This window comes from Nitrospirillum goiasense (genome assembly GCF_034427435.1).
Lineage (GTDB): Bacteria > Pseudomonadota > Alphaproteobacteria > Azospirillales > Azospirillaceae > Nitrospirillum.
Genome location: NZ_JAXQNP010000001.1, coordinates 94,293 through 116,993, shown reverse-complemented (window position 1 = coordinate 116,993; position 22,701 = coordinate 94,293). Strand labels below are relative to the sequence as shown.

Genomic DNA, 22,701 nt, shown 5'->3' with positions numbered 1-22,701 from the left:
ACTTGCCTTTGCCAACGGCCACCCTTTCTTCTTGCGGGCGACACCCTTCGGAAAGAATCCCACGCATGCTGACGCTGTACCGCCTGGACAAGGGCACCCTGACGCGACGTGAAGCGGGCGCCGACTGCCTGGCGGACGACCTGTGGATCGACATGGTCGCGCCCACCAAGGAAGAGGAAGCGGCGGTCGAGGCCGCGCTGGGTGTGGAGATCCCCACCCGGGAAGAGATGCGGGAAATCGAGACCAGCAGCCAGGTTTACAAATCCGGCGACGCGCTGGTCATGACGGTGCGGGTATTGACCCGGCAGACGCCGCTGGGCCCGGCGCTGGCCGATGCCACCTTCATCCTGCGGCCGGGCCATCTGGTGACGGTGCGCTACCTGGACAGCACGCCCTTCCGCACCTTCGCCGGGCGGGTGGACCAGGGCACCGACGTGCCCACCGATCCCGAAGCCATCCTGCTGGGTATTCTGACCGCCATCGTCGGCCGGGTGGCCGACGTTCTGGAGGAGGTGAAGGATGGGCTGGACACCCTTTCCCGATCCGTCTTCAGCCAGGGGGAGGATCAGTCGCCCAGCATCATCGACGCCGATTTGCAGAACGCGCTAAAGCGTATCGGCCGCAGCGGCGACCTGGCGTCCCGCGTGCGGGAAAGCCTGCACAGCCTGGCCCGCACCGTGTCCTTCCTCAAGGCGGCGGAGAAGGCCACACCCATCGCGCCTGAAACCAAGCTGATCCTGAATACCCTGAACGGCGACATCCAATCGCTGCTGGACTACAACCTCTATCTGGCCCAGACGACGCAGTTCCTGCTGGATTCGACCCTGGGCCTGATCAACATCCAGCAGAACGCCATCATCAAGATTTTCAGCGTCGCGGCCGTCATCTTCCTGCCGCCGACACTGATCGCCTCGATCTATGGCATGAACTTCAAGCACATGCCGGAACTGGATCTGGTGTTCGGGTATCCGGGCGCGCTGTGCCTGATGGTCATCTCCGCCATCCTGCCCTATTGGTATTTCCGCCGTCGGGGCTGGCTGTAGCCTTAGCTGACCGCGCGGCCCGCTTCCGGGTCAGGCGCCAGTCCGCGCCGGCCGCGCCGAAGTCTCCGGCACGGGCGTCAGCACCGGCCGTCCCTCGGCCCAGGCCAGCAAATTGTCCACCACCAGCTGGCCCATGGCTTGGCGGGTGTGGAGGGTGGCGGAGCCGACATGGGGCAGCAGCACCGCGTTATCCAGGTCCAGCAGGGCCTGGGGCACGGTTGGTTCCCGGGCGTACACGTCCAGGCCGGCACCCAGGATGGTGCCATCCCTCAGGGCGGCGATCAGCGCATCCTCATCCACCACCGTGCCGCGGGCGATGTTGATGAGCACGCCATCGCTGCCCAAGGCCTCCAGCACCGCGCCATCGACCAGCCCGCGCGTCTCCGGCCCGCCGGGGGTGACCACCACCAGCACGTCGACCGCCCGCGCCAGATCGAGGGGCGTGGCGTGATAGGGCAACGCCACGTCCGCCTGTGGCCGGCGGCCATGATAGTGCACGGCCACGCCGAAGGCGGCCAGACGCTGGGCAATGGCCTTGCCAATTCGACCCAGCCCCAGGATGCCCGCCGTGCGTCCCCGCAGCGTGGGGGACAAGGGGAAGGCCTTCTCCAGCCACCTGCCGGCGCGCAGGTAACGCTCCGCCTGGGGCAGGCGCCGGACGGTCATCAGGATCAGGGCCAGCGCCGTGTCCGCCACCTCCTCCGTCAGCACGTCGGGGGTGTTGGTGACGGTAATGCCGTGGGCGCCCGCCCACTTGGCATCGATGGCGTCATAGCCCACGCCAAAACCAGCGACGCATTCCAGCCGGGGCAGACGGGCCATGAGTTCGGCGGTGACGGCGGCGGCCCCGCCGGCGGCGATGGCGCGGATATGGGGCGCCACCTCCGCCAACATGGTCTCGCGGTCCTCGGCCAGCCACAGCTTGTGCACGCGGAAGGCCTGGTCCAGCCGCTCCAAGACGAAGGGCATCATGGGTGCGGGCATCAGCAGGTCGATATCGAAGCGGGGGGCCATTCTGCCAGGTCCTTCTGTCATGCCCCTTGCCATCCGGGGGAAGAGCCCCCAGTTCAATCCCAGCGGTAACAGCCAGGTGCGGGCCGCGCCAGAATAGGATGCCGACGGACGGCTGTCGCCCTCGGCCATTGACATCTCGCCTGTGCCCGCCGTGACGCTCTGGTGCCCCTCTGGCATAGCTCCGCGGCCGCGATGGCGGAGTCAGGGTCCATGGGTATAGGATGCCTGGAGCCGGGATCGATGGACATACCCACCTGTGATGCCGGCCTTTGCTAATAGCCTTGAGATGGGCTATGATTTGAGAATGATTTGCATCTACGGCGCTTGGCTGCCTCCGGGACGGGGCGGAAGCCGCCGGGGGACATGATGATGTCGTTGATGGATGCCATTGGCGGGACGATGGACCAGGCGCCGGAATTCGGGCCGGGGGAGCATTTGCTCGTCTGGGCCCTGCGCCGCATGGTCAAGGGCAAGGACTATGGCCCCCTGGTGGGGCGGGAGTTCGCCGACACCTGCGGCGAGGATGGGCGCGAGGTGCTGGCCACCCTGCACACCTTCCTGCTGGCGTTGATCCATACCTGTCGGCGGGAGTTGTCCATCGGCCATCCTGGCTGTCCCAGCCTAACGGCGGACGAACGCCAGGTTCTGTTGCTGGTCGCGGCGGCGCAGAACGGCAAGGATGCGCAGTTCGATGCCCAACTGCGCTGGCTGGCCGCCGAGGAGGACAGGGCCGCCCTGGCCATGACCGCGCGGGCCCTGGCTTTCGCGCTGAGGCACAACCAGCTGACCCTGACCCCGCCCGCCTCGCAACTGCCCACGACATGCGAGCGTGAGGCGCTGAGCGCCTGAGGTCCCTGGGGCGCTCCCGCCCCGGCTGCACACCCCGGCCGCACCGGCGTGGATTTCGGACGGTGGGGGTGGCAGGATCGCGCCGCCGTCGGCACAGGAACGATTGGCGCTCTTGGGATTGAATGGATCGGGGGCACAGGGTCCGTATGGGTGTTTTGATCAAGGCAGCCTATGCCGCTCCGGCTGTGGGCTTGGCCGCCCTGGGCCTGCCACTGCTGATATACCTGCCCGATTATTACGCGACGGTGGTGGGCCTGCCCTTAGGCCTGGTGGGTATGGCCTTCCTGGTGGCGCGCCTGGCCGATATCGCCATCGACCCGATGGTCGGGGTTTTGATCGACCGCACCCGATCCCGGTATGGCCGGTTCAGGCTGTGGTTGGCCCTGGGCACGCCCTTGCTCATGTTGTCGGTCCATGGCCTGTTCATGCCGCCATCGGGCGCTGGCTTTTCCTATCTGGCGGTATGCCTCGCCGGCACCTATGCCGCGTGGTCGCTGTGTTTCGTTTCCCATCTGGGCTGGGGTGGCACGCTGTCCCGCGACTATGGCGGCCGCAATGCCATTTTCGCCTGGTGCCAGGTGCTGTTCCTGGTCGGCGGGCTGGCGGTCACCGCCCTGCCCTTGCTGCCGCCGTTGCGCATAGCCCCACAGGCGACGCTGCCCGCCATGGGATGGTTCGTGCTGACCAGTTTTCCCCTGGGCGTGGCCGCCGCCCTGCTGCTGGTGCCGGAACGCGATGGGGGGCCCCGGCCCATGCCCGCTTGGCGGGACTATGGGCGATTGCTCGGCCAAGGCGCCGTAGCGCGCCTGCTGGCCGCCGACTTCCTGTCCAGCACCGCCGTCTATGCCGCCGGAGGCGTTTTCTTCTTTTATTATGGCACCTTCCATGGCCTCGACCGGATGCGGACGGCGGCCCTGCTGTTCGCGGTGAAGGCGGGGGCCATGGTCGGTGCACCTGTCTGGGGCTGGCTGGGGAACCGGTTGGAGAAGCACCGGGCCATGGCGCTGGGCTTTTCCGGGATGGCCCTGATGTGCCTGGTCGTACATTTGCTCCCCTGGTCCGGCCTGACGGCCGGCCTCATCATCCTGGGACTCTTCGGCACCTTCCTATCCGCCGATCCGGTGCTCGTGCGCTCCATGATGGCCGACCTCGGGGACGAACGCCGGCTGACCACCGGCATCGACCACATGGGCACGCTGGCCGCCCTGCTGTCCGTCTCCGACAAACTGGCCGCGGCCATCGGCCCGGCGCTGGCGCTGACCGCGCTCAGCATGGCGGGCTTCGACACACCCGCCCCAGCCCCACAGCAAAGCGGGATCGCCCTCCTGACGCTTGGCGCCGCCGCCATATGGATACCAATGGCATTGAACATCACCGCAGCCGCGCTGGTCTGGATGCACCGGCTACCCGCTGATCGCCGTCGGGCAATGGGGCCAGACTTGACCCCTCTACCGGGGGATGGGCGATGAAGCCCACACAAAACTCCAAGGTTGTGCTGAATCGCGGCGGGGGCCATAACAAACCAACGCTTGGATCGCAAATAAGCGGTGACATTGGTTGATTCTTCGGGCATCCGCTTTCCCGAAGATGATTTTGAGGCATTTGATGGTTGACCATGGCCCTGGGGCGTCCGGCGTTCCCGACTCACTCTCCGTCGGTAATCTCGAGGCCATTATTAACGGATCGAACCGGGCCCATCATGAAGCCGCGGGGATCAAGCACGTCAGCCAGTTGGCACCGAGAGGCAGTTATTCACGCCGGCCCATGGCCCTGATGGACACCTTTCACACCAACCCGCAGTTGGTGGAAAATTTTAAATACAATGCGTCCATATCTGAGCAATTTTATTCAGAGATAAATGCCACGATATTGGCTGATGCCTATGTCTCCGGGCAAGGAACCGTCGTTACGCGCAATGGCCTGCTGGTCCAGGAAAGCGCGCTTGAATACCTGGCGCACAATCAGGTGCCGGATGGCTTTCGGCGTGATCAATCAGGGCAAGGTTTCATTTTCTCGCACCAACCAGGGAAGGTAATAGAAGAGCCCAGCATTCTGGTGAAGCGGCCATGGTATCGGAATTACGGTCACTGGCTGGTGGATGGCGCCACAATACTTGCTCACTTCGCGGAACAGATTATCACCACCCCCTTAACCGTCGTCATCGGCGCCAATGAGAGCCCGCTTCAGCGGAATATCGTCCGGGAAACGATCGATAAAATCTGCCCGGGCGCTCGCGTCATCGAGATGCCGGACACGGCCACCTGGCGGTTCGCCAATCTGCTCTATGTCACCCCCCTGCACCGCCCCCCCATGGTCAAATGGCCGCTGGCGATGGCGAAGCTGAAAGCCGCGTTCGTGGAAAAGGGGACGCAGGCGGTCCAAGGCCAGCGTCTTTATCTATCGCGGGCGGACGCCGACACACGCAAACTGGCCAATGAGGACGAACTGAAGGGGCTGTTGGACCAGTACGGCTTTAGAACGGTCTTCACCAGCGGGATGTCGCTGACTGAACAGGCGCGACTGTTCGGTTCCGCCGAGGTCGCCATGGGTGTCAAGGGCGCGGCGTTGGCCAATCTGGTGTTCTGCCAACCCGAGGCGACCGCGATATGCCTGTCGCCCGGCGACTTCATCGACCCGTTTTTCTGGGATGTGGCTGGGCAGTTGGGAATGGCCTACGCCGAAATCTTTGGTCGAGTTGTCACAAACCACCCCATCGGCCGAAATGACTTCGTAATGGAGCCGCAGCGCCTGGAATGGGCACTGACCACGTTGTTTGGATAGCGCAGCAGGCGGGACTGTCAGGAATTTCGTGCTCGGCGGGGTCGGTTTCGCATTCAGGCGCTCATCGCCTTTGAGAACCGCTCGCCAAACATGACGGCCATCTGGGCCTTCGCCGCCGTCCATTCGCGCGGTGGCATTTTCCAATCTTTCTCCGCCCGGTTCAAGACCAGGAACAGCAGCTTCAGGGCCACCTCGTCATTGGGGAAATGCCCCCTGGCACGGACTGCCCGGCGCAGCTTGGAATTCAGGGCCTCGATGGCATTGGGAACGGGTATGAATCTCTAGGTGCCTATGTTCCGGCTGTGGCCCGCGAGGGTCGTGGCGTATGGTGCGACCATCCGGGACGGAGGCACCGGGAGCACGAAGGTGCGGGCAGGCCGATGTATTCCATGAGCTTCTAGCTCGCGTTAGTAGCTGGCCGCCTCTGCGACTGGCCCGGTTGCGCCGAGAGCGCGGATCCGTAGGTGTCGTGTTGCCCCGCCGCTCCCACATCGACCTGTTGAGGGAGGGACGGATGCGACGGGTGATCGGCATGGACATCCACCGAACCTTTGGCGAGGTGGTGATCTGGGAGGAAGGTCGACTGACGCGGGCCGGGCGGGTGGACATGACCCGGACGGCCCTGGAGGGGTTTGGCAAGGGGCTGTTGCCGACCGACGAGGTTGTGATCGAGGCGACGGGCAATTGCATGGCGGTGTCCCGGGTGCTTTCGCCGTTCGTGGCGTGGATGGTGATCGGGGACTGTCAGGAATTTCGTGCTCGGCGGGGTCGGTTTCGCATTCAGGCGCTCATCGCCCTTGAGAACCGCTCGCCGAACATGACAGCCATCTGGGCCTTCGCCGCCGTCCATTCGCGCGGTGGCATTTTCCAATCTTTCTCCGCCCGGTTCAAGACCAGGAACAGCAGCTTCAGGGCCGCCTCGTCATTGGGGAAGTGCCCCCTGGCGCGGACCGCCCGGCGCAGCTTGGAGTTCAGGGCCTCAATGGCATTGGTGGTGTAAAGGATCCGCCGGACCTCGCGCGGGACGGCGAAGAAGGGAATGACCTCCTGCCACGCCCGGCGCCAGGCCTTGCCGATTGCGGCGTGTTTTTCGCCCCAGGGGCCGACCTCGAAGGCGGTCAACGCGGCCTCGGCCGCCTTGTCGTCCACGGCGTCGTAAATTGTCTTCAGGGCACCGGCGATGGCCTTGCGATCCTTCCAGGAAGCGAACTCCATGCTGTGGCGCAGCAGGTGGACGATACAAGTCTGCACGATGGTTTCGGGATAGGCCGCGGCGATCGCTTCGGGGAAGCCTTTCAGGCCATCGACCACGGCCAGCAGGATGTCTTCCACGCCCCGGTTCTTCAGTTCGTTCAGGACCCGTAGCCAGAACTTGGCGCCTTCGTTCTGCTCGATCCAAAGGCCCAGGACCTCCTTGGTGCCGTCGGCCCGCACGCCGATGGCAACGTGGATGGCCTTGTTGCGCACCAGGCTCTCATCCCGGATCTTCACCCGGATGGCATCCAGGAACACCAGCGGGTAGATCGCCTCCAGCGGTCGGTTCCGCCAGGCCGTCACTTCCTCGATCACCGCGTCCGTGACCGTCGACCCGAAGGGCAGCGCGGAGCAGCAAGATCAGGTCGGCCGACACCTCAATGCCGTAGAGTTCCCGCAGGTGCCCCGTGATCTCCCGCGTCGACATGCCCCGCGCGTACATCGAGATGATCTTCTCGTCGAAGCCCGGAAAGCGCCGCTGGTACTTGCCGATCAACTGCGGATCGAATGTCGCCGTCCGGTCCCGGGGGATGGCCAGCTCAACCGGGCCACCATCCGTCAGCACCGTCTTGCGGCCATAGCCGTTGCGCCGGTTGCCGCTCTCGTCACCAACCAAGTGATGATCCAGTTCCGCGTTCAGCGCCCGCTCCGTCAGCGCCTTCTTCAACTGATCAAGCAGCCCGTTCTGCTCAAACGCCGTCTTGGCGTCCGCACCGGCCAGCAACTGGTCCAGGATCGCGTCGGGGATAACTGGCTCTTTGCGTCGGGCCATAGAGGGTCTCCTTCTTCCTCATTATGACCCCACCGAGCACGAAATTCCTGACAGTCCCGCGGACTTCACCTACATCTGGACGGCTGAGGGCTGGCTCTACGTCGCCGCCGTCATTGACCTCTATTCCCGCCGGGTCGTCGGCTGGTCCATGAGCGACACCATGACAGCCCAACTGGTCGCCGACGCCCTCGTCATGGCCTTGTGGCGGCGGGGTAAGCGTCAGCGCAGGGTCGCCTTCTCATGGCGTTATTGATGGGCATGCTGGCTGCTCAGCTTGAGCGGTGGGGGCATGGACGCGGTATCGGTGATTAGCAAGGAGGCGCTTCGAAGTGCTCATACGAGCGCTGCGGAGTTGCAGGGCGAGGTTCTGAGCGGGCCGGAGCGGCGGCGGCGTTGGAGCATTGAGGAGAAGCTGCGGGTTCTGGCGCAGAGTGTGGCGCCGGGGTCGTCGCCAAGCCTGACGTGCCGGATGCACGGTATCAGCACTGGCCAACTATCGACTTGGCGCAAGCAATTCCGGTCAGGCGAGTTGACGGGGTTCGTGCCGGTCTCGGTCATTGACGGCGGGGCTTTGCCCGAACCGGCCCTCGTGCCCGAGGTGCCGGAGGGCGCGCCCATGGCCGTAGGCGTGATTGAGGTCGAACTGCCGACCGGTGTGAGGTTGCGGATCACCGGTGATGTCAGCGAGGGCGCCTTGCGCCGGGTTTTGGCGGCGCTGTCGTGATCGGCATTCCCGGCAATGTTCGCCTTTATCTGGCGTGCGGCGCCACGGACATGCGCCGTGGGTTCGACAGCCTGGCCGCCCAGGTGCAGACGATGCTGAAGCTCGATCCCCATGACGGCGCGCTTTACGCCTTCCGGGGCCGTCGCGGTGACCTGATCAAGATTTTATGGTGGGACGGCCAGGGCCTCTGCCTGTTCGCCAAGCGGCTGGAGCGCGGCCGGTTTGTCTGGCCGCAGGCCAAGGAGGGCTCTGTCGCGCTCACCGCCGCCCAGGTTTCCATGCTGCTGGAGGGGATCGATTGGCGGACGCCGGTGCGGACCTGGCGGCCGGAGGCGGCGTGCTGAAGCCCGCGCGGCCCCCACGCGGCAAAGTGACTCGGATGCTGTCCACCACCCTGCCGATGGTGGCGGTTTCGGGTATAATCCGGTCCCATGATCGATGCCGCCGGAGAGATCGCCGAGCTTCGTGCCCGGCTTGCCGAACGCGAGGCTGAACTGGCCGCGGCGCGGGCGGAACTGACCGGCGCGCGCATCCTGATCGAACAGTACAAGGCCCAACTCGCCAAGTTGCGCCGGATGCAGTTCGGCCGCTCGTCGGAGAAGCTGGACCGGCAGATCGCGCAACTGGAACTAATGCTGGAAGACCTGGAGGAAGGCGAAGCGGCCCGGACGGCGCCGTCGCTGGATGCGGGGAGCGCGGCCCCGGAACGGCGCCCACGGGACCAGCGCCATCCGGTGCGTCGGCCTTTGCCAGAGCATCTGGTGCGCGAGGAGGTCATCCACTCGCCCGGTGATGTCTGCCCCGGTTGTGGCGGCACGCATTTCTCCAAGCTGGGCGAGGACGTGACCGAGGTGCTGGAGAAGGTCCCGGCCCGGCTCAAGGTGATCCGCCACATCCGGCCGAAGCTCTCCTGCCGGGCGTGCGAGGCGATCATCCAGGCAGCGGCACCGGACCTGCCGGTGGAGAAGGGGCGCCCCGGGCCCGGCCTGTTGGCCAATGTCGTGGTGTCGAAGTATCTGGACGGGCTGCCGCTCTACCGGCAATCGGCGATCCTGGCGCGCGAGGGCGTCGCGATCGAGCGCGCGACCTTGGCTGATTGGGTCGGCCATGCCGCCTGGTGGGTGGCGCCCCTGGCCGGTCTGATCGGCGCCCATGTGATGGCGGCGCCGATCATCCACACCGACGACACGCCGATCAAGGTGCTGGCCCCCGGCAACGGCCAGACCAGGCTTGGTCGCCTTTGGACCTATCTGGTCGATGAACGGCCCTGGTGCGGCGAGCGTGCGCCAGCGGCGTTCTATCGCTTCAGCCCGGACCGCAAGGGCGAGCGGCCCCGCGACCATCTCGCCGGGTTCAGCGGGGTGATCCAGGCCGACGCCTACACCGGCTATAAGGCCCTGACGCGACCGTCCAGCATCGCACCACCAACCATCGTCCACGCGGCGTGCTGGGCGCATGCGCGGCGGCACCTCTACGACCAGTACGAGAAGACCAAGTCACCGATCGCCGAGGAGGCCTTGCGCCGGATCGGGCGCCTCTATGAGGTCGAGGCCGCGATCACCGGCCTGTCGGCCGACCAGCGCCGGAACGCCCGACGGCAATTGGCCGTTCCCATCCTGGACGACCTCAAGCCATGGCTCGAGGCGCAGCGGCAGCGCCTGTCGGCGAAGAACACACTCGGCAAGGCCATCGGGTATGCACTGACCCGCTGGGACCAGCTCACCCTCTATGCCGCCGACGGCCGCATCGCCATCGACAACAACCCCGCCGAACGCTCCCTGCGCGGCATCGCCCTCACCCGGAAGAACTTCCTGTTCCTGGGCTCCGAGGCGGGCGGCGACAGGGCCGCACTCCTCTACTCCGTCCTGGAGACGGCGAAGCTGAATGGGCTTGATCCCGAAGCCTATCTGGCCGACGTCCTGGACCGCATGGCCAAGGGCCACCCCATCAACCGGCTGGCCGAGCTTCTCCCCTGGAACTGGACGCGCCAGGCTGACAAACTCGCGGCATGACCGCCGACACCCTCGCCATCCTGCGCATCGAACTGCTTCATACCGAGCCCCTGGTCTGGCGGCGTGTCGCCGTGCGCGGCACCACCAGCCTCGCGGCGCTCCACAAGATCATCCAAGCCGCCATGGGCTGGCTCGACTACCATCTCTGGGAGTTCGAGGTGGAAGGGACAACCTACGGCCTGCCCGACCCCGATGGCATGGACTGGGGCCGCACCATCAAGCGCGCCAGCACGGTCAAGCTGCAGAAGCTGCTCGACGCCGACGTCGAGACCGTCGGCTACGTCTACGACATGGGCGACAACTGGGAACACCGGCTCATCATTGAGCGCGTCGAGGCCGCCCAGCCGGACCAGCCATACCCTCAGTTCCTCGGCGGAGAGCGGCGCTGCCCGCCCGAGGATTGCGGCGGTTTGCCCGGCTACTACGAGTTCCTCGAAGACATCGCCGGGCCCGACAAGGGCAGAGGCAGCAAAAAGAAGAAGGAGGCCCTCGACTGGTACGGCGGCCCCTACGACCCGGACAACATCAGCGAAGAGCAGATCCACCTCGCATTCAAACGGATCGCCAGTGCTTCAAGAATGAAGAAAGCCGTCAACCGCTGAATCGATCGTCCACCCGCTGACGCTTACCCTGCGGGGGAAACCCAGGGCCGTGCTCCATCATTCCGACCAGGGGAGCCAATACACCAGCCAGCAGTTCCAGCGCCTGCTCACCGACAACGGCATCACCTGTTCCATGAGCCGGGCGGGCAATGTCTGGGACAACGCCGCCATGGAAAGCTTCTTCTCCTCGCTCAAAACCGAGCGGGTCGCCAAGGCGGTCTATCAGTCGAGGAACCAGGCCAAGGCCGACGTCTTCGACTACATCGAACGCTTCTACAATCCAACTCGCCGCCATTCGACGCTAGGATACCTCAGCCCCGTCGACTTCGAACGAAACACTGGGGTAGCTTGAACGAGCCTATCCCGGTGTCATCCAATCCGGCAGCAGCCCAGAGAGGGCATCCTGCCCGCAACACAGCTCATGTTCTCGGCGCCGTGGCAGATCCCAACAGCCGCGCTTGAAACCGACGCCGTTAAGGCAGGCGCGCGGGAAATCGCAGCCCGAAGGCCAAAGTTCTATAAGCGATTCCAGGAAGATAAGTCGATTAAGCTACCAGGCTTCTGAGCAGAAGGATGCACTATGTCACGTGACCGCCACGCTTGCCCCGAAACAGGAACAGATGACCGTTGAACGGGTCGGCCTTCAGCACCTGCTGCACCTTGGCCGCCAGCCCATCGAAGCCGTTCCGCAGGTCAACCGGGCGGCAGGCCAGGTACACCTTGGTGCCGGGCGCCACGCTGATCAAAACGCAGCCTTCAGGACCCGCACCACCCGCGACAACGCCTTCTCGTTGACGAGCGCATCCACCCGCAGCCGCACACCGCTGGGAAGCTCGACCTCGATCAGTGTCAGTAGCGGGTGAATACTCCCCAGAAGTGGCGCCTGAATTTTCCCCAGTTTCGCTGACCGGCGAGGTCCCGGGGGGCATGCCCCCCGGGACCTCGCGGCCGCCAGTCGCCCAGACTGCCCTCGCAGGCGCGAGGGAGGGGATCGGTGGTCACACTTGGGGAACTCGTCATGATCCTGGACCTTGCCCGTGAAGGGCTGACCATCTCCGCCATCGCCCGGCGAACCGGCCTGGACCGCAAGACCGTGCGCCGCTACATCGCCCGGGGGCTGGAACCGCCCCGCTATACACCCCGTCCACCCCAGCCCTCGGTGATCAGTCCCTATGAGGCCTATCTGCGCCAGCGGGTGACCGCCGTACCCGGGCTGAGCGCCCGCCGCTTGCTGCGGGAGGTTCAGGCCCTGGGCTACCCCGGCGGCTACACGGCGGGTGAAGGACTTCCTGCGCACCGTGCGACCGGCGACGGCCAAAGGCTATGAAAAGCGGTTCGAGACGCCCCCTGGGCATCAGGCCCAGGTGGACTTCGCCCACTTCAAGACCAGCTTCACCGACGAACCCGGCGCGGAACGTGTGGTCTGGCTGTTCTCCCTGGTGCTGGGCCTCAGCCGCATGCTCTGGGCGCGCTTCGTCGCCCGCCAGGACCTGGCCACCGTGCTGAGGTGCCATATCGCCGCCTTCGAGGCCCTGGGCGGGGTGCCCGCCCGCATCCTCTACGACCGCATGAAGACCGCCGTCCTGGGCGAGGCGGCGGGGGATGACGGCACCGACGGCGGCATCGCCTACAACGCCCGCCTGCTGGACTTGGCCAGCCACTACGGCTTCCTGCCCAAGGCCTGCAAACCCTATCGGCCCAAGACCAAGGGCAAGGTCGAGCGGCCCTTCCGCTACATCCGGCAGGACTTCTTCCTGGGGCGTACCTTCCGCGATCTGGATGACCTGAACGGCCAGTTGCGGCAATGGCTGGACCAGATCGCCAATGTCCGCCGTCACGCCACCACCCAGCGCATCGTCATCGAGCACTTCGCCGAGGAGCGCCCGCACCTCAAGCCCATCCCCGCGGTTCCGTATACCACCGTGCTGTCCCTGGAACGGCGCATCACCAAGGACGGCATGGTGTCGGTGTGTGAATTGGCATGGAATAAGGGCTCTGACGCAATTTTGGTGATGGCCAGATCATCCGACGCCGATTACGCGGGCCTGGAGCAGGTCGAGCTTCCCGCGACCGTACATCTGGCGTTTGACGAGTTTGAGCTTGGTGATCTGCCCCTCGGTTTGGCCATTGGACCAAGGCGACGTGATGGCAGCGGCAACGGCTGCGCGGTCCTTGTTGATGCCGTTGGCGAAGGACGCGACCAGGCCGCCTTTGGCCCGCTCCAACCAGGGATCGAGGTCGGCGAGTGACTTGCGCCGGATCATACCCTGGAAGTCGGCGACAACGTTCCTGGTATCGACCAAGGTGGGGATACTTCCTTCAATCGCGGCGACGAGGACGGTTTCGGCCTTGGTCAGGGCATCCCGCCCCAGGGTCATGAACCGGGCGATGGTTCGTGCCGACGGCGTGCGGCTCAGGGCCTCCGCCCCCATCTGATCAGCCCGGCGGCGGCGGGTCGCCCACTCGGCGACCACCCGTAAGGAGCCCCGGAATCCCTGCTGTCGCAACCGGCGCCAGAGGTCAGCGCCATTGTGGTGGCCCGCCGCCCACTGCTGATCCAGCCAGGGAAGATGCACCTCAAGGGAGCTTTCCCGCGTGCGGAAGATGTCCGACCTCTGGCCACGCAGGATTTTCCGCACCAGGCCGCGACTATGGCCCGTTCGGCGGACGATTTCCCGGATCGACATGCCCTCCTTGGACAGCCGCTGGATGGCGGCATTGGCTTCCTCACGGCGGACGTAGCCGTCGTATTGCAGCTTCTCCGCCGCGGTCAGCAGGGCGGGATCGATGGTGGTGGCGCCCACCGCGACGCGGATCTGTTTCATCGACTTGCGCACGGCATCCAGAAAGGCGCGGCTGGCGTTCTCCATCAAGTGCCAGCGGTCGGCCACCTGGGTCGCGTCCGGCAAGGCCTTGGCGGTTGCTATCGCATAGCCGCCCCCGCGATCCCGCGCGACGGTGCTGACCTGGGGTTGGCCTTCAAGCCAGGCCTGGACGGTCGCGGGTTCGCGATCCGGCAACAGCGCGATGGTCCGGCGGCGCTCAAGGTCGCAGATCAGGGTTCCGTAGCGCTGGTTACGGCGCCAAGCCCAGTCATCGATCCCGATAACGGTCGGCGGCACGAACTTCGGACTGCCTTGGCGGCGAACCACGCGTAGCAACGTGTCGTTGCTCACCGGCATCATCAGCCGTTGCGCCATCGCCGCCGCCGGTCGGCCGCCCAGCGCCAGGCCCAGGTGATGAATGATCTTGTCCAGCCTCGCCGTCCGGCGGGCCCGAGGCGTCAGGATGGTCGGATCGAACCGTTCGGTGAAGACGCGCCGACCGCACAGAACCGCATCACAGAAGAACCGGCGGGCGAGCAGGGTCAACTGAGCCGTGCGACCGGCGGCGGGGAGATCCATCAATCGGCGTCGATAGCGACTATGAACCCGGCGGGACGGCGAGCCACACCCAGGGCAACGGCTGACAGCGCTGGATGAATGGACGCTGAGCCGGATCACCGTGCCGTCATCAGCGACGTCTGTGATCTCCATGCCAGGAAGGACAAATGTTGAGCGGAATGTCTTTGGGTGCATCGCCTTGATCCCATTGGAAAAGCGATCACAAAAGGACTCCCAGATTTCATCAAAATTGAGTCAGAGCCCCTATTGGGCGCCGATACGGGGTCCCGTTACGCCGCCGATTGACAGTCGGTGGGCGGCAACCTCTATTCCGTGCCGGACAGCACCCGGCGCCGCGCCGTCGAGGTCCAACTCACCGCCGACCAGGTCCACATCCTGGAGGAGGGCCGCCGGATCGCCGTCCACCCGGTGCTGGAGGGACGCGGGCGCCGACACCTGATCGCCGGACATCGCATCCTGCCGCCGCCGGTCAACAGCACGACACCCCGGCAAGGCGCCCCCCAGGCGCCGCCTCCACGGCGGCCGGGAGAGATGGTCACGCCGCGCGACCTGGCCGTCTACGACGCCATCGGCCGCCGCCTCGCCCAGGGTGGTGTCCAGGCGGAGGGCACGCCATGACCGCGACCCTCGACAGCATCCGCCGCCACCTGGTGGGCCTGAAGATGCCGCGCGCCCTGGAAACGCTGGATCACATCCTGCGTCAGGCCGAGCGTGGAACCCTCTCCACCCTGGAGGCCATCGACGCCCTGCTGGGCGAGGAACTGGCACTGCGGGAAGCTCGCCGGGTCAAGGCCGCCCTCCAGATGGGCCGCCTGCTCACCATCAAGACGCTGGCGGGCTTCGACTTCGCCTTCCAGCCCTCCCTCCACCGGGACCGCATCCTGACCCTGGCCCAGTTGGACTTCATCGACCGCCACGAAGTCCTCCACCTTCTGGGGCAGCCCGGATGCGGCAAGCCCCACCTTGCCACGGCCTTGGGCGTCGAGGCCGTCAAGGCCGGGCGTTCCGTCTACTTCATCACCCTGGCCGACCTCATCGCCTCCCTGGCCAAGGCCGAACGCGAGGGCACCTTGCGGGAGCGGCTGCGCTTCCTCTGCCGCCCCCAACTCCTCATCGTCGATGAGATCGGCTACCTGCCCGTCGTGCCCGGGGGCGGCAACCTCTTCTTCCAGCTCGTCAACGCCCGCTACGAGAAGGGGGCCATGGTCCTCACCTCGAACCGCGGCTTCGCCGAATGGGGCGACGTCTTCGGCGACACCGTCGTCGCAACGGCCCTCCTCGACCGGCTGCTCCACCACGCCGTCGTCGTCCAGATCGAAGGCGCCAGCTACAGGTTACGCCAGCATGCCGACCTCATTCCCGAAAACGCCCGGCGAAGACCCGACACTACACCCCTCCAAGCCATCCGAAAACGCGGAAGACCGCCGAAAGTGAGGCCCGCCGAAACCCACCCAATCAATTAACCAACCAAACCATCTGGGGAGTTTTAAACCGCCACTTCTGGGGAAAATCACTTCGCCATTTACAATCAGGCCAGCACGATCCCGTTCCCCAGGAACCACCGCCTCCGATCCCGGCGGCGGGCTCTCGCTCTCCGGAACGGTCCCCAGGGGCAGGAACTCCAACGGCGCTTCGGACCGAAACGATGCCGCCGCCTTCTGTGCCGCCCGCCAGTTATAGATCAGGCTGCGGGGAACGCCGTACCGCTCCGCTACAACCGGCACCTTGCCGCCTGCCGCGTCAGCCTCGGCCAGCAACGCCACCTTCTCTTCTGTCGTCCAGCGCCGCCGCCGCGCCAGCACTGTCGCCTCTGCCACGTTCCCTCCTTCTGGACCCCTACAGAAGGAATCCCGACGGCAAAACTTCCGCAGCTTCGTCAGCAGCGCAACACGGTCAAGGCCGGACGCTTACCCACAATCCTCAGACCGGAGACCTCATGCGCCAATACCAGCGCCATTCCCGCGCCAGCGGGTTCGTTCAATCCCCTTAGCGAGAGTCGGCATCAGCGGTCGACGGTATTAGGAATCATTCACGGACGACTATTTATCTTAATAACCACTGATCGCCAGAAACTGAAGATCACCTGTAATTTCTATTGGATGGGTCGCTGATATATTCTTTACATCAGCTATCATAATAGATGATGCCCTAGCTGCTGCTAGTTTTGTCTTCTGCGGAATCGGTAAAGGGGCATCGACTATATTATTTTTCCACACCTCATCTTTGAATAAATTTTCAAGAAAAAGCCATCGGATGACGCCGTTATCGCCAGAATACTTATTGGCAACGCGCAGCACCTCTATTTCCGCATAACGGATGGAGACGTTCCTCTTCACATTGGCGGCTTCCAACACATCGTCCGGAACCGGCCCAAGCCCGGTCGCCGACCAGAAGTCCTTGACGAGCCTTTCCGGAGGGGCCTTCAAATCCACCATAACGAGACTGGTCCGAGACGGCTTCAGCGCCTTGATGAAAAGCGAAACCATCTTAGGTTCGAGTGGCCCTTTTTTGCGAAAGATCTTGGAAGTGCAGTTCTCGAGTGTGTCCTGCTCCCCCATTTCACCGTCTCCTGCCAGTAGCTCACGCTGCGGCGGAGATAAGGGCTGAGCGTGAAGACCAAACGGACGTCATGCCATTGGAGCAGTGAGACGAGAGGGGCGAACCCATCCTCGATCGCATGGATGAAGAATTCGGTGCTTAGGATCAGGGGCTCGACTTGCGCCTGCGCGGCTTTGGCGAATATTTCGCCCCAGACGCTGCGATAATCGCTCACAACCCCTTCCTCATTCTTCCAGTAGGCGCGAACCAGATGGTTATGGCCGGCGTGGTGCGGGTCCAGATAAGGCGGGCACCAGGGCTTTCCCTTCTTCGGCTCGGCAAATTGCAGCCTCAGCATATCCTGGAGCGTGGTCGTCCCCGTTTTATGCGGACCGACATGCAAGAGGATCTGCAGACGGGCTCCCCCGAGCGGAGATTCATTCTGATTTAGCCTAGGATTTTTATTCATATTTCATAGTCCGCTGAAAAGGTGCAATCTACAATATTTGCTGTCTCTGTCTATAGGTAAGGCTTGGGCTGCTGCCGGATTGGATGACACCGGGATAAGGCGCTGATCCAACCGGAGGAGGTCACGTCCCGCCCAGTGGTGTAGGAGCGCTTGCGCCGGGTCAGTCCTGTAGGCCGGCGTAGCCGGCCGGAAGGGCTGACCCGGCGGGCGGTCATCGTGGGTCTTCGGTAAAGTCTGGTCACCACAACAAAACCCCAACCGAGGGTGACCACGATGACCGACGAGATGATGGCACTACGCTCCATGCTGGCCGGGTTCCTGCTCGGCATCGTCCACGACTGAACCGCGCCGGGATTGTCGGAGGCAGTTTGGTTTGAGTCACGCGGCCATTGCCGATTGGTCCAGCATGGCGTGGAAGCGTGCCTCGGCTTCGGCTGGCGGGATGTTGCCGATAGGCCCCAGGATCCGCCGGTGGTTGAACCAGTCGACCCATTCCAGGGTGGCATACTCGACGGCCTCGAAGGAACGCCATGGCCCACGCCGGTGGATCACCTCGGCCTTGTAAAGGCCGTTGATGGTTTCCGCCAGGGCATTGTCATAGCTGTCACCGACGCTGCCGACCGAGGGTTCGATCCCCGCGTCGGCCAAGCGTTCGGTGTACTTGATCGAGACGTATTGGACGCCCCTGTCCGAATGGTGGATCAACCCGCCGTGCTTGACCGGTCGCCGCTCATGCAAGGCCTGCTCCAAGGCATCAAGCACGAAGGCGGCATGGGCCGTCCGTGACACCCGCCAACCGACGATGCGCCGAGCGAAGGCGTCGATGACGAAGGCCACATAGACGAACCCCTGCCAGGTGGCGACGTAGGTGAAGTCCGACAGCCACAGCATGTTCGGCCGGGGTGCATGGAACTGGCGGTTGACGTGGTCCAGAGGACAAGGCGCCGCCTTGTCGCTCACCGTGGTCTTCACCGGCTTGCCCCGGATCACGCCCCGCAGGCCCATGTCCCGCATCAGCCGGGCGACCGTGCAGCGAGCAACAGTTCGGCCCTCTCGCCTGAGCTGGTGCCAGACCTTGCGCACGCCATAGACAGCGAAGTTTTCGTCGAATACCCGCCGGATCGCGATCTTCAGCGCCGTGTCCCGCCTGGCCCGTTCCGGCAGACGGTCTGGATCGGTTCGCCGGGATGCATGCCGATGATAGGTGGACGGGGCGATCGGCAGGACCTGGCAGATCGGCTCGACCCCGTGCGTACCCCGATGCTCGTCGATGAAGGCGATCATGGCTTGAACCGGCGGTCGAGCTCCGCCATCGCAAAATACGCGCTGGCCTTGCGCAGGATCTTGCTGCTCCGCGCTGCCCTATGGGTCATTCGCCTGCCGCAGTTCCCGGTTCTCCCGTTCCAACGCCTTCAGCCGTTCCGCCGTCTCGCTTGGAACACCGGCCCGCGTGCCAGCTTCAACTTCGGCCTTCTTCACCCATTCGTTCAGCGTCTGGCCGGAACAGCCGATCTTCGCCGCGATCGACATCACCGTCGCCCATCGCGACGGATGGTCCTTCTCATGATCCAGCACCAATCGAACCGCGCGGGCTCGGACCTCGGGGGAGAACTTGTTCGTCGTCTTGCTCATCGTGGCTTCAATCTCTCAGGAGTGGAAGCCTCCGACAATCCCGGAGCGGTTCAGCCTCGGCGGCCCCCGCCGTGGCGGCTGATCGCCACCAACCTGCGGCCTACACCGCATGCTTACCTTCCATGTCGTGTTCACGCTGCCAGCACCCGTGGCGGAAATCGCGTTCCAGAACAAGGCGGTGGTCTACGCCATCCTGTTCAAGGCCGCCGCAGAGACCTGCGCATCATCGCCGCCGATCCCAAGCACCTGGGCGCCGAGATCGGGCTTGTTGCCGTGCTCCATACCTGGGGTCAGACCCTCCACCACCATCCGCATGTCCATTGTGTCGTGCCCGGTGGGGGACCGTCCCCCGATGGCACACGCTGGGTCGGATGCCGGCCCGGCTTCTTCCTACCGGTAAAGGCAGCCTACAGACGACGCTTAAGGTTGATAATGGCAGCGTGGTTTTCTGCCCGTTCTATGTCGTCACCTCAGTTCGGTGCTGATTGACACTCTTGCAAGGTGATGGTCCGCCACCAGAGCGGGCGGCCATGGATGCGGAAGCCCAGATTCACACTCATGCTCCGCTCATAAGGCACCGAGATCGAAAAACCGCATCGAGGCGACACGATTGATATTGCCTGGCTCGAATTCAGGGTGTCGACAACATCGTCGCGCAAAACTGTCGTAGCGTGCTCTTCGAGCACCTCGCCGTGTTTGACCATAATCTCTACAGGCGCCCCTATCGCGGTTATGGCCCAGCCGCGCAAGGTGATCGAGCCTTCGTTGATCTTCTCCGTCTGTCCGGCGACCGGGGTCTCGAGCCAAGCCAAGACCTGACCAGTGATGTCCGCTTCCTCCTGAATCGAATAGGTGACGGACAGATCGTCGAAGCCCAGGCCCGTGCCGAAGATTTCGTAAAATTCCCGCCTGATATCCTTGATCCGTTTCTGCTGCTGCTGGGTGCTCAACCCGCTCCACTGGCCATTGCGATGCACTCGGTAGACAGACATCAGATCGGGAATAAAGCCGATGTCGCCTATCGTTGCCGCATGGAGATTGAACAACCAGTCAGCGGCCCCCTTGTAGGTGTAATAGCTTTTCGGAATGGCCCTGATCGTTGAGGCACGATAGACACAGGCCGAGAAGTTGGCCGTTAGCGACTCAGCGGCAAGGGCAGAGAAAGATAAGCGGTCACCCATTATCAGGCCCTGTAGCGTATGTGGAATAAGACGCGTGCTCCATTCCTCGTACAGCAGGATCCAATTGAAGACCATGCTACAGTCCCTGTTTAGGCATAGGAAGACGAGCTGCTTTGCCAGTTTTTGTGAGCTGATCCAGTGATCGTCACCTTCACAGATGGCGATGAAAGGCGCGCTGGCCGCAGCGAAGCAGCGCTTCATGTTCTGAAGCATCCCGACGTTGCTGCTGCTTCTGATCTGCTTGACGATACCGGGATGGCGCTGCAGATATTCGTCGATGATCTCTTGGGAGCCATCCCGCGAACAGTCGTCGCCGATAATCAGCTCCATCTCGAATCCGCCCACCTGCGCCAAGATGCTGTCGAGGCAGAGCCGCAAATAGTCGCGATGCTTGTAGGCAGTAACGACGACACTGATCCTGAGATGATTCCGCAGTAACCTCTCAAGGGCTTCGACGGAACCGACCGCCCCATCCTCGCCTATAGGAATGCCGCAGATTTCGAGGAAGAGCCTTTCGCACGGCTGAGCAGCGCGGATGAAGGCAGCCAGGCCCAGAATATCGCCGGAGAGGACGAAGTGCCGGAACACCTCGCCAACGACGTGACGCTGCATCGCCGACATCAGATGGTCGTACTGGCCGCCGAAATGCGATTTCATCGCCTCGAACATTCGGATCTCGCCAGCGCCGTACTTCAGGTGTAGCAAGAGTGGATTTTTGGTGGCATCAGACCACATGCCACCGCCATGCTTCCTGTAAACGCCCATGTTGCGGTTGATATACCCGATCCTGCCCATCTCAGCATGGACCAGATGTATGAACCAGTCGCCGGGATGAATCTCGGCGAATTCCGCCGGAAGGCCGTTCTCGTACCGCCAGCGGTACATGACACTGTTGGTCTGAATAAAGTTGCTACGGGCCAGTGTGGCCAGGGTGAAGTCCTGATGGTCTTTAGGCGGAAAGACCTCTACCAAGGACGGGTCATCCTCGTTGAGGATCGACACTGGATGGAAGCAGAGGGCATATTCCGGGTTCGAATCGAGGAAATCCACCTGGAGCTGCAGCTTTTCCGGGTCCGTCCAATAATCGTCACCTTCGCAGAGGGCCACATATTTGGTGTGGACCCGCCGGGCCAGATCCATGAGATTGGGGATTGAGCCGACGTTCTTCTCGCGTCGGACCGATTTTATGAACGGATATTTCCGGACGTATTCCTCGACGATCTCACCTGTGCCGTCGGGCGAGCAATCATCAGAAACCAGCACCACGAACGGGAAGTTCGTACGCTGGGCGACGAAGCCCTCCAGCGTCTGCCGAATGAAGTTAGCGTGATTATAGGTCGTGCAGATGACCGTTAGGACAGGCACATCAACAAGTGCTGCTATCTCAGAGCGGCTGCCGGTTGCCCGCGCGGTTTCGCAACAGTCCGCTGATTCAGTTATTGACGTCGCTGTCCTTAGCTGCGGCGCGGCCTCTTCATGCGAGACGAGCCTGGCCGCCCGGGTCTCACGCCCGAAATGCACCCCATATTTGCAATAATGCTCAAGGGGGGGCACTCCGCTAAGCGCAACGTCCGGATAGCGGCGGACATAGAAGTCGGGGTCGAACTGATCAGACCGGTACAAGCTGACGAAGATGTCCGTCCAAGCAATTGCAGTCATTGCGCGCCTTCTCTGGTCAGGCCACGCAGCGAGCTAAGGATGTTGCGTCCTTCATCTCGGCCAAAGCGGATGTAATGCTCCAGCGGATCGAGCTCACCCCCAGCGACGTCCGGATTGGCGGCTAGGTACCAGTCGGGGTCGAACAGGCCGGAAGAGAGTAGCATCTGGCCGACGGCAATCTCGGCGCTCGTCTGGCCCATATGTCGTGAGAGTGCCTCGATGACGAGGCGCACGAGTAGACCAATTCCATTGAACAACGGCCCCCGCGCCGACTCCAGAATCCTTTCCCCATCCTCGTGGAGGGCCGCCAGGGACTCCATCGCGTTTTGCGACTGCCGCTCGGCCGCGCGCGCGCTCTCCAGCGCCTCACAAAGCTGGGCGACTTCGCGTGAGAGCTGCTCCATCTCGGTGCGAGCCTGCATCTCACCCTGGCGCGCTCCCTCCATAACCTCCTGCAGAGCGAGATAGCTCCGCTGGGCGGAGTCCAGCTCAGTCCGGACTTCCGTCTCGGCGGCGGCCACGCGCTCCAGTTCCGCCCGCGTCCGCTCGTGGGAGGCCTTCTCATTCTCCAACATCCGGGTCAAGGCGCTAAGCTCGCGAAAACGATCGATCAGTTCAGTGCTTAGGGCAGGTGAAGGCGCCAGCTTGCGACTTCGCCCCACCGGGGAACCAGTGGCCGTGGAGATGTCGGCGTTCTTTTCTGGCGTGGCTGCCGTCATCATTTTTCCTTGTTCACTTGAGGTTGGAAACTTGAGTAGGAATTCGCA

Annotated in this window: 15 protein-coding genes, 9 pseudogenes and 1 other annotated feature; of the genes and pseudogenes, 14 read left to right on the top strand and 10 right to left on the bottom strand. The window is 63.7% G+C overall.

The window, feature by feature from the left end; translation table 11 throughout:
* Positions 1-65 precede the first annotated feature (65 nt).
* Positions 66-1,043, top strand: coding sequence for a magnesium transporter CorA family protein (locus ULB03_RS00520; protein ID WP_322481366.1), 978 nt, complete (start codon positions 66-68; stop codon positions 1,041-1,043).
* Positions 1,044-1,073: 30 nt separating this feature from the next.
* Here ULB03_RS00520 and ULB03_RS00515 read toward each other — a convergent pair whose 3' ends face one another.
* Positions 1,074-2,057, bottom strand: coding sequence for a 2-hydroxyacid dehydrogenase (locus ULB03_RS00515; protein ID WP_322481365.1), 984 nt, complete (start codon positions 2,055-2,057; stop codon positions 1,074-1,076).
* A 369-nt stretch (positions 2,058-2,426) separates the two neighbouring features.
* On the opposite strand from ULB03_RS00515, the gene ULB03_RS00510 reads away from it, so the two are divergent.
* From ULB03_RS00510 to ULB03_RS00500, 3 genes are all read left to right on the top strand, one after another.
* The gene (locus ULB03_RS00510; protein WP_322481364.1) at positions 2,427-2,906 is read left to right on the top strand and encodes a hypothetical protein; all 480 of its coding nucleotides are present in this window, start codon (positions 2,427-2,429) and stop codon (positions 2,904-2,906) included.
* 146 nt (positions 2,907-3,052) lie between these two features.
* Positions 3,053-4,375, top strand: coding sequence for an MFS transporter (locus ULB03_RS00505; RefSeq protein ID WP_322481363.1), 1,323 nt, complete (start codon positions 3,053-3,055; stop codon positions 4,373-4,375).
* A gap of 136 nt (positions 4,376-4,511) precedes the next feature.
* On the top strand, positions 4,512-5,687 hold the full coding sequence (locus tag ULB03_RS00500) for a glycosyltransferase family 61 protein (RefSeq protein WP_322481362.1): 1,176 nt from the start codon (positions 4,512-4,514) through the stop codon (positions 5,685-5,687).
* 53 nt (positions 5,688-5,740) lie between these two features.
* On the opposite strand, the pseudogene ULB03_RS00495 reads toward ULB03_RS00500, so the two are convergent.
* Together ULB03_RS00495 and ULB03_RS00490 are read right to left on the bottom strand one after the other, a co-directional pair.
* Positions 5,741-5,968: pseudogene (locus ULB03_RS00495) on the bottom strand (transposase); the annotation flags it as partial.
* A gap of 499 nt (positions 5,969-6,467) precedes the next feature.
* A pseudogene (locus ULB03_RS00490) lies at positions 6,468-7,713 on the bottom strand (IS256 family transposase).
* Between the two features lie 58 nt (positions 7,714-7,771).
* Between ULB03_RS00490 and ULB03_RS00485 the strand changes: the two are divergent.
* From ULB03_RS00485 to ULB03_RS00460, 6 genes and pseudogenes are all read left to right on the top strand, one after another.
* Positions 7,772-7,930, top strand: a pseudogene (locus ULB03_RS00485) (DDE-type integrase/transposase/recombinase); the annotation flags it as partial.
* A gap of 72 nt (positions 7,931-8,002) precedes the next feature.
* Positions 8,003-8,437 (top strand): IS66-like element accessory protein TnpA, encoded by a 435-nt coding sequence (gene tnpA, locus ULB03_RS00480; protein WP_322481361.1) that lies wholly within the window; start codon positions 8,003-8,005, stop codon positions 8,435-8,437.
* Positions 8,434-8,781: an IS66 family insertion sequence element accessory protein TnpB gene (gene tnpB, locus ULB03_RS00475; protein ID WP_322481360.1), complete on the top strand. Its 348-nt coding sequence runs from the start codon at positions 8,434-8,436 to the stop codon at positions 8,779-8,781. Before tnpA ends, tnpB (ULB03_RS00475) begins: the two co-directional genes overlap by 4 nt.
* A gap of 87 nt (positions 8,782-8,868) precedes the next feature.
* Positions 8,869-10,449, top strand: coding sequence for an IS66 family transposase (gene tnpC / locus ULB03_RS00470; RefSeq protein ID WP_322481359.1), 1,581 nt, complete (start codon positions 8,869-8,871; stop codon positions 10,447-10,449).
* Positions 10,446-11,051, top strand: a complete 606-nt coding sequence (locus ULB03_RS00465) for a plasmid pRiA4b ORF-3 family protein (protein WP_322481358.1) — start codon at positions 10,446-10,448, stop codon at positions 11,049-11,051. Before tnpC ends, ULB03_RS00465 begins: the two co-directional genes overlap by 4 nt.
* Before the next feature lie 31 nt (positions 11,052-11,082).
* A pseudogene (locus ULB03_RS00460) lies at positions 11,083-11,403 on the top strand (IS3 family transposase); the annotation flags it as partial.
* Positions 11,404-11,629: 226 nt separating this feature from the next.
* On the opposite strand, the gene tnpB (ULB03_RS00455) reads toward ULB03_RS00460, so the two are convergent.
* Entirely contained in the window at positions 11,630-11,788 is a 159-nt protein-coding gene (gene tnpB, locus ULB03_RS00455; RefSeq protein ID WP_322481718.1) for an IS66 family insertion sequence element accessory protein TnpB, read from the bottom strand.
* Between the two features lie 257 nt (positions 11,789-12,045).
* On the opposite strand from tnpB (ULB03_RS00455), the pseudogene istA reads away from it, so the two are divergent.
* Positions 12,046-13,021, top strand: a pseudogene (istA, locus tag ULB03_RS00450) (IS21 family transposase); the annotation flags it as partial.
* Positions 13,022-13,072: 51 nt separating this feature from the next.
* Here the strand turns inward: istA and ULB03_RS00445 are convergent.
* The gene (locus tag ULB03_RS00445; RefSeq protein ID WP_322481357.1) at positions 13,073-14,629 is read right to left on the bottom strand and encodes an ISL3 family transposase; all 1,557 of its coding nucleotides are present in this window, start codon (positions 14,627-14,629) and stop codon (positions 13,073-13,075) included.
* Positions 14,630-14,743: 114 nt separating this feature from the next.
* On the opposite strand from ULB03_RS00445, the pseudogene ULB03_RS00440 reads away from it, so the two are divergent.
* Positions 14,744-15,073 (top strand): annotated as a pseudogene (locus tag ULB03_RS00440) (Mu transposase domain-containing protein); the annotation flags it as partial.
* Positions 15,070-15,918: an IS21-like element helper ATPase IstB gene (gene istB, locus ULB03_RS00435; RefSeq protein WP_322481356.1), complete on the top strand. Its 849-nt coding sequence runs from the start codon at positions 15,070-15,072 to the stop codon at positions 15,916-15,918. The pseudogene ULB03_RS00440 and the gene istB, both read left to right, overlap by 4 nt.
* 198 nt (positions 15,919-16,116) lie before the next feature.
* On the opposite strand, the pseudogene ULB03_RS27345 reads toward istB, so the two are convergent.
* The 3 genes and pseudogenes from ULB03_RS27345 to ULB03_RS00425 form a co-directional block, all read right to left on the bottom strand.
* Positions 16,117-16,257: pseudogene (locus tag ULB03_RS27345) on the bottom strand (transposase); the annotation flags it as partial.
* Positions 16,258-16,503: 246 nt separating this feature from the next.
* Positions 16,504-17,013 carry a hypothetical protein gene (locus ULB03_RS00430; protein WP_322481355.1) on the bottom strand — a complete coding sequence of 170 codons (510 nt, stop codon included), beginning with the start codon at positions 17,011-17,013 and terminating at the stop codon, positions 16,504-16,506.
* Between the two features lie 827 nt (positions 17,014-17,840).
* Positions 17,841-19,094 (bottom strand): annotated as a pseudogene (locus tag ULB03_RS00425) (IS3 family transposase).
* Positions 18,672-18,788 (bottom strand) — a sequence feature (AL1L pseudoknot). Its footprint overlaps the pseudogene before it by 117 nt.
* 118 nt (positions 19,095-19,212) lie before the next feature.
* Here ULB03_RS00425 and ULB03_RS00420 point away from each other — a divergent pair.
* Positions 19,213-19,508 (top strand): annotated as a pseudogene (locus ULB03_RS00420) (transposase); the annotation flags it as partial.
* A 56-nt stretch (positions 19,509-19,564) separates the two neighbouring features.
* On the opposite strand, the gene ULB03_RS00415 reads toward ULB03_RS00420, so the two are convergent.
* Both ULB03_RS00415 and ULB03_RS00410 read right to left on the bottom strand, forming a co-directional pair.
* Positions 19,565-21,934, bottom strand: coding sequence for a glycosyltransferase (locus ULB03_RS00415; RefSeq protein WP_322481354.1), 2,370 nt, complete (start codon positions 21,932-21,934; stop codon positions 19,565-19,567).
* On the bottom strand, positions 21,931-22,656 hold the full coding sequence (locus tag ULB03_RS00410) for a hypothetical protein (protein ID WP_322481353.1): 726 nt from the start codon (positions 22,654-22,656) through the stop codon (positions 21,931-21,933). The genes ULB03_RS00415 and ULB03_RS00410 overlap by 4 nt, the downstream gene beginning before the upstream one ends.
* Positions 22,657-22,701 lie beyond the last annotated feature (45 nt).

Bases quoted from the DNA above. Each gene is read 5' to 3' on its own strand.
- ULB03_RS00520 (WP_322481366.1), top strand. From the start codon at position 66: ATGCTGACGCTGTACCGCCTGGACAAGGGCACCCTGACGCGACGTGAA.
- ULB03_RS00515 (WP_322481365.1), bottom strand. From the start codon at position 2,057: ATGGCCCCCCGCTTCGATATCGACCTGCTGATGCCCGCACCCATGATG.
- ULB03_RS00510 (WP_322481364.1), top strand. From the start codon at position 2,427: ATGTCGTTGATGGATGCCATTGGCGGGACGATGGACCAGGCGCCGGAA.
- ULB03_RS00505 (WP_322481363.1), top strand. From the start codon at position 3,053: ATGGGTGTTTTGATCAAGGCAGCCTATGCCGCTCCGGCTGTGGGCTTG.
- ULB03_RS00500 (WP_322481362.1), top strand. From the start codon at position 4,512: ATGGTTGACCATGGCCCTGGGGCGTCCGGCGTTCCCGACTCACTCTCC.
- tnpA (WP_322481361.1), top strand. From the start codon at position 8,003: ATGGACGCGGTATCGGTGATTAGCAAGGAGGCGCTTCGAAGTGCTCAT.
- tnpC (WP_322481359.1), top strand. From the start codon at position 8,869: ATGATCGATGCCGCCGGAGAGATCGCCGAGCTTCGTGCCCGGCTTGCC.
- ULB03_RS00465 (WP_322481358.1), top strand. From the start codon at position 10,446: ATGACCGCCGACACCCTCGCCATCCTGCGCATCGAACTGCTTCATACC.
- ULB03_RS00445 (WP_322481357.1), bottom strand. From the start codon at position 14,629: ATGCACCCAAAGACATTCCGCTCAACATTTGTCCTTCCTGGCATGGAG.
- istB (WP_322481356.1), top strand. From the start codon at position 15,070: ATGACCGCGACCCTCGACAGCATCCGCCGCCACCTGGTGGGCCTGAAG.
- ULB03_RS00430 (WP_322481355.1), bottom strand. From the start codon at position 17,013: ATGGGGGAGCAGGACACACTCGAGAACTGCACTTCCAAGATCTTTCGC.
- ULB03_RS00415 (WP_322481354.1), bottom strand. From the start codon at position 21,934: ATGACTGCAATTGCTTGGACGGACATCTTCGTCAGCTTGTACCGGTCT.
- ULB03_RS00410 (WP_322481353.1), bottom strand. From the start codon at position 22,656: ATGATGACGGCAGCCACGCCAGAAAAGAACGCCGACATCTCCACGGCC.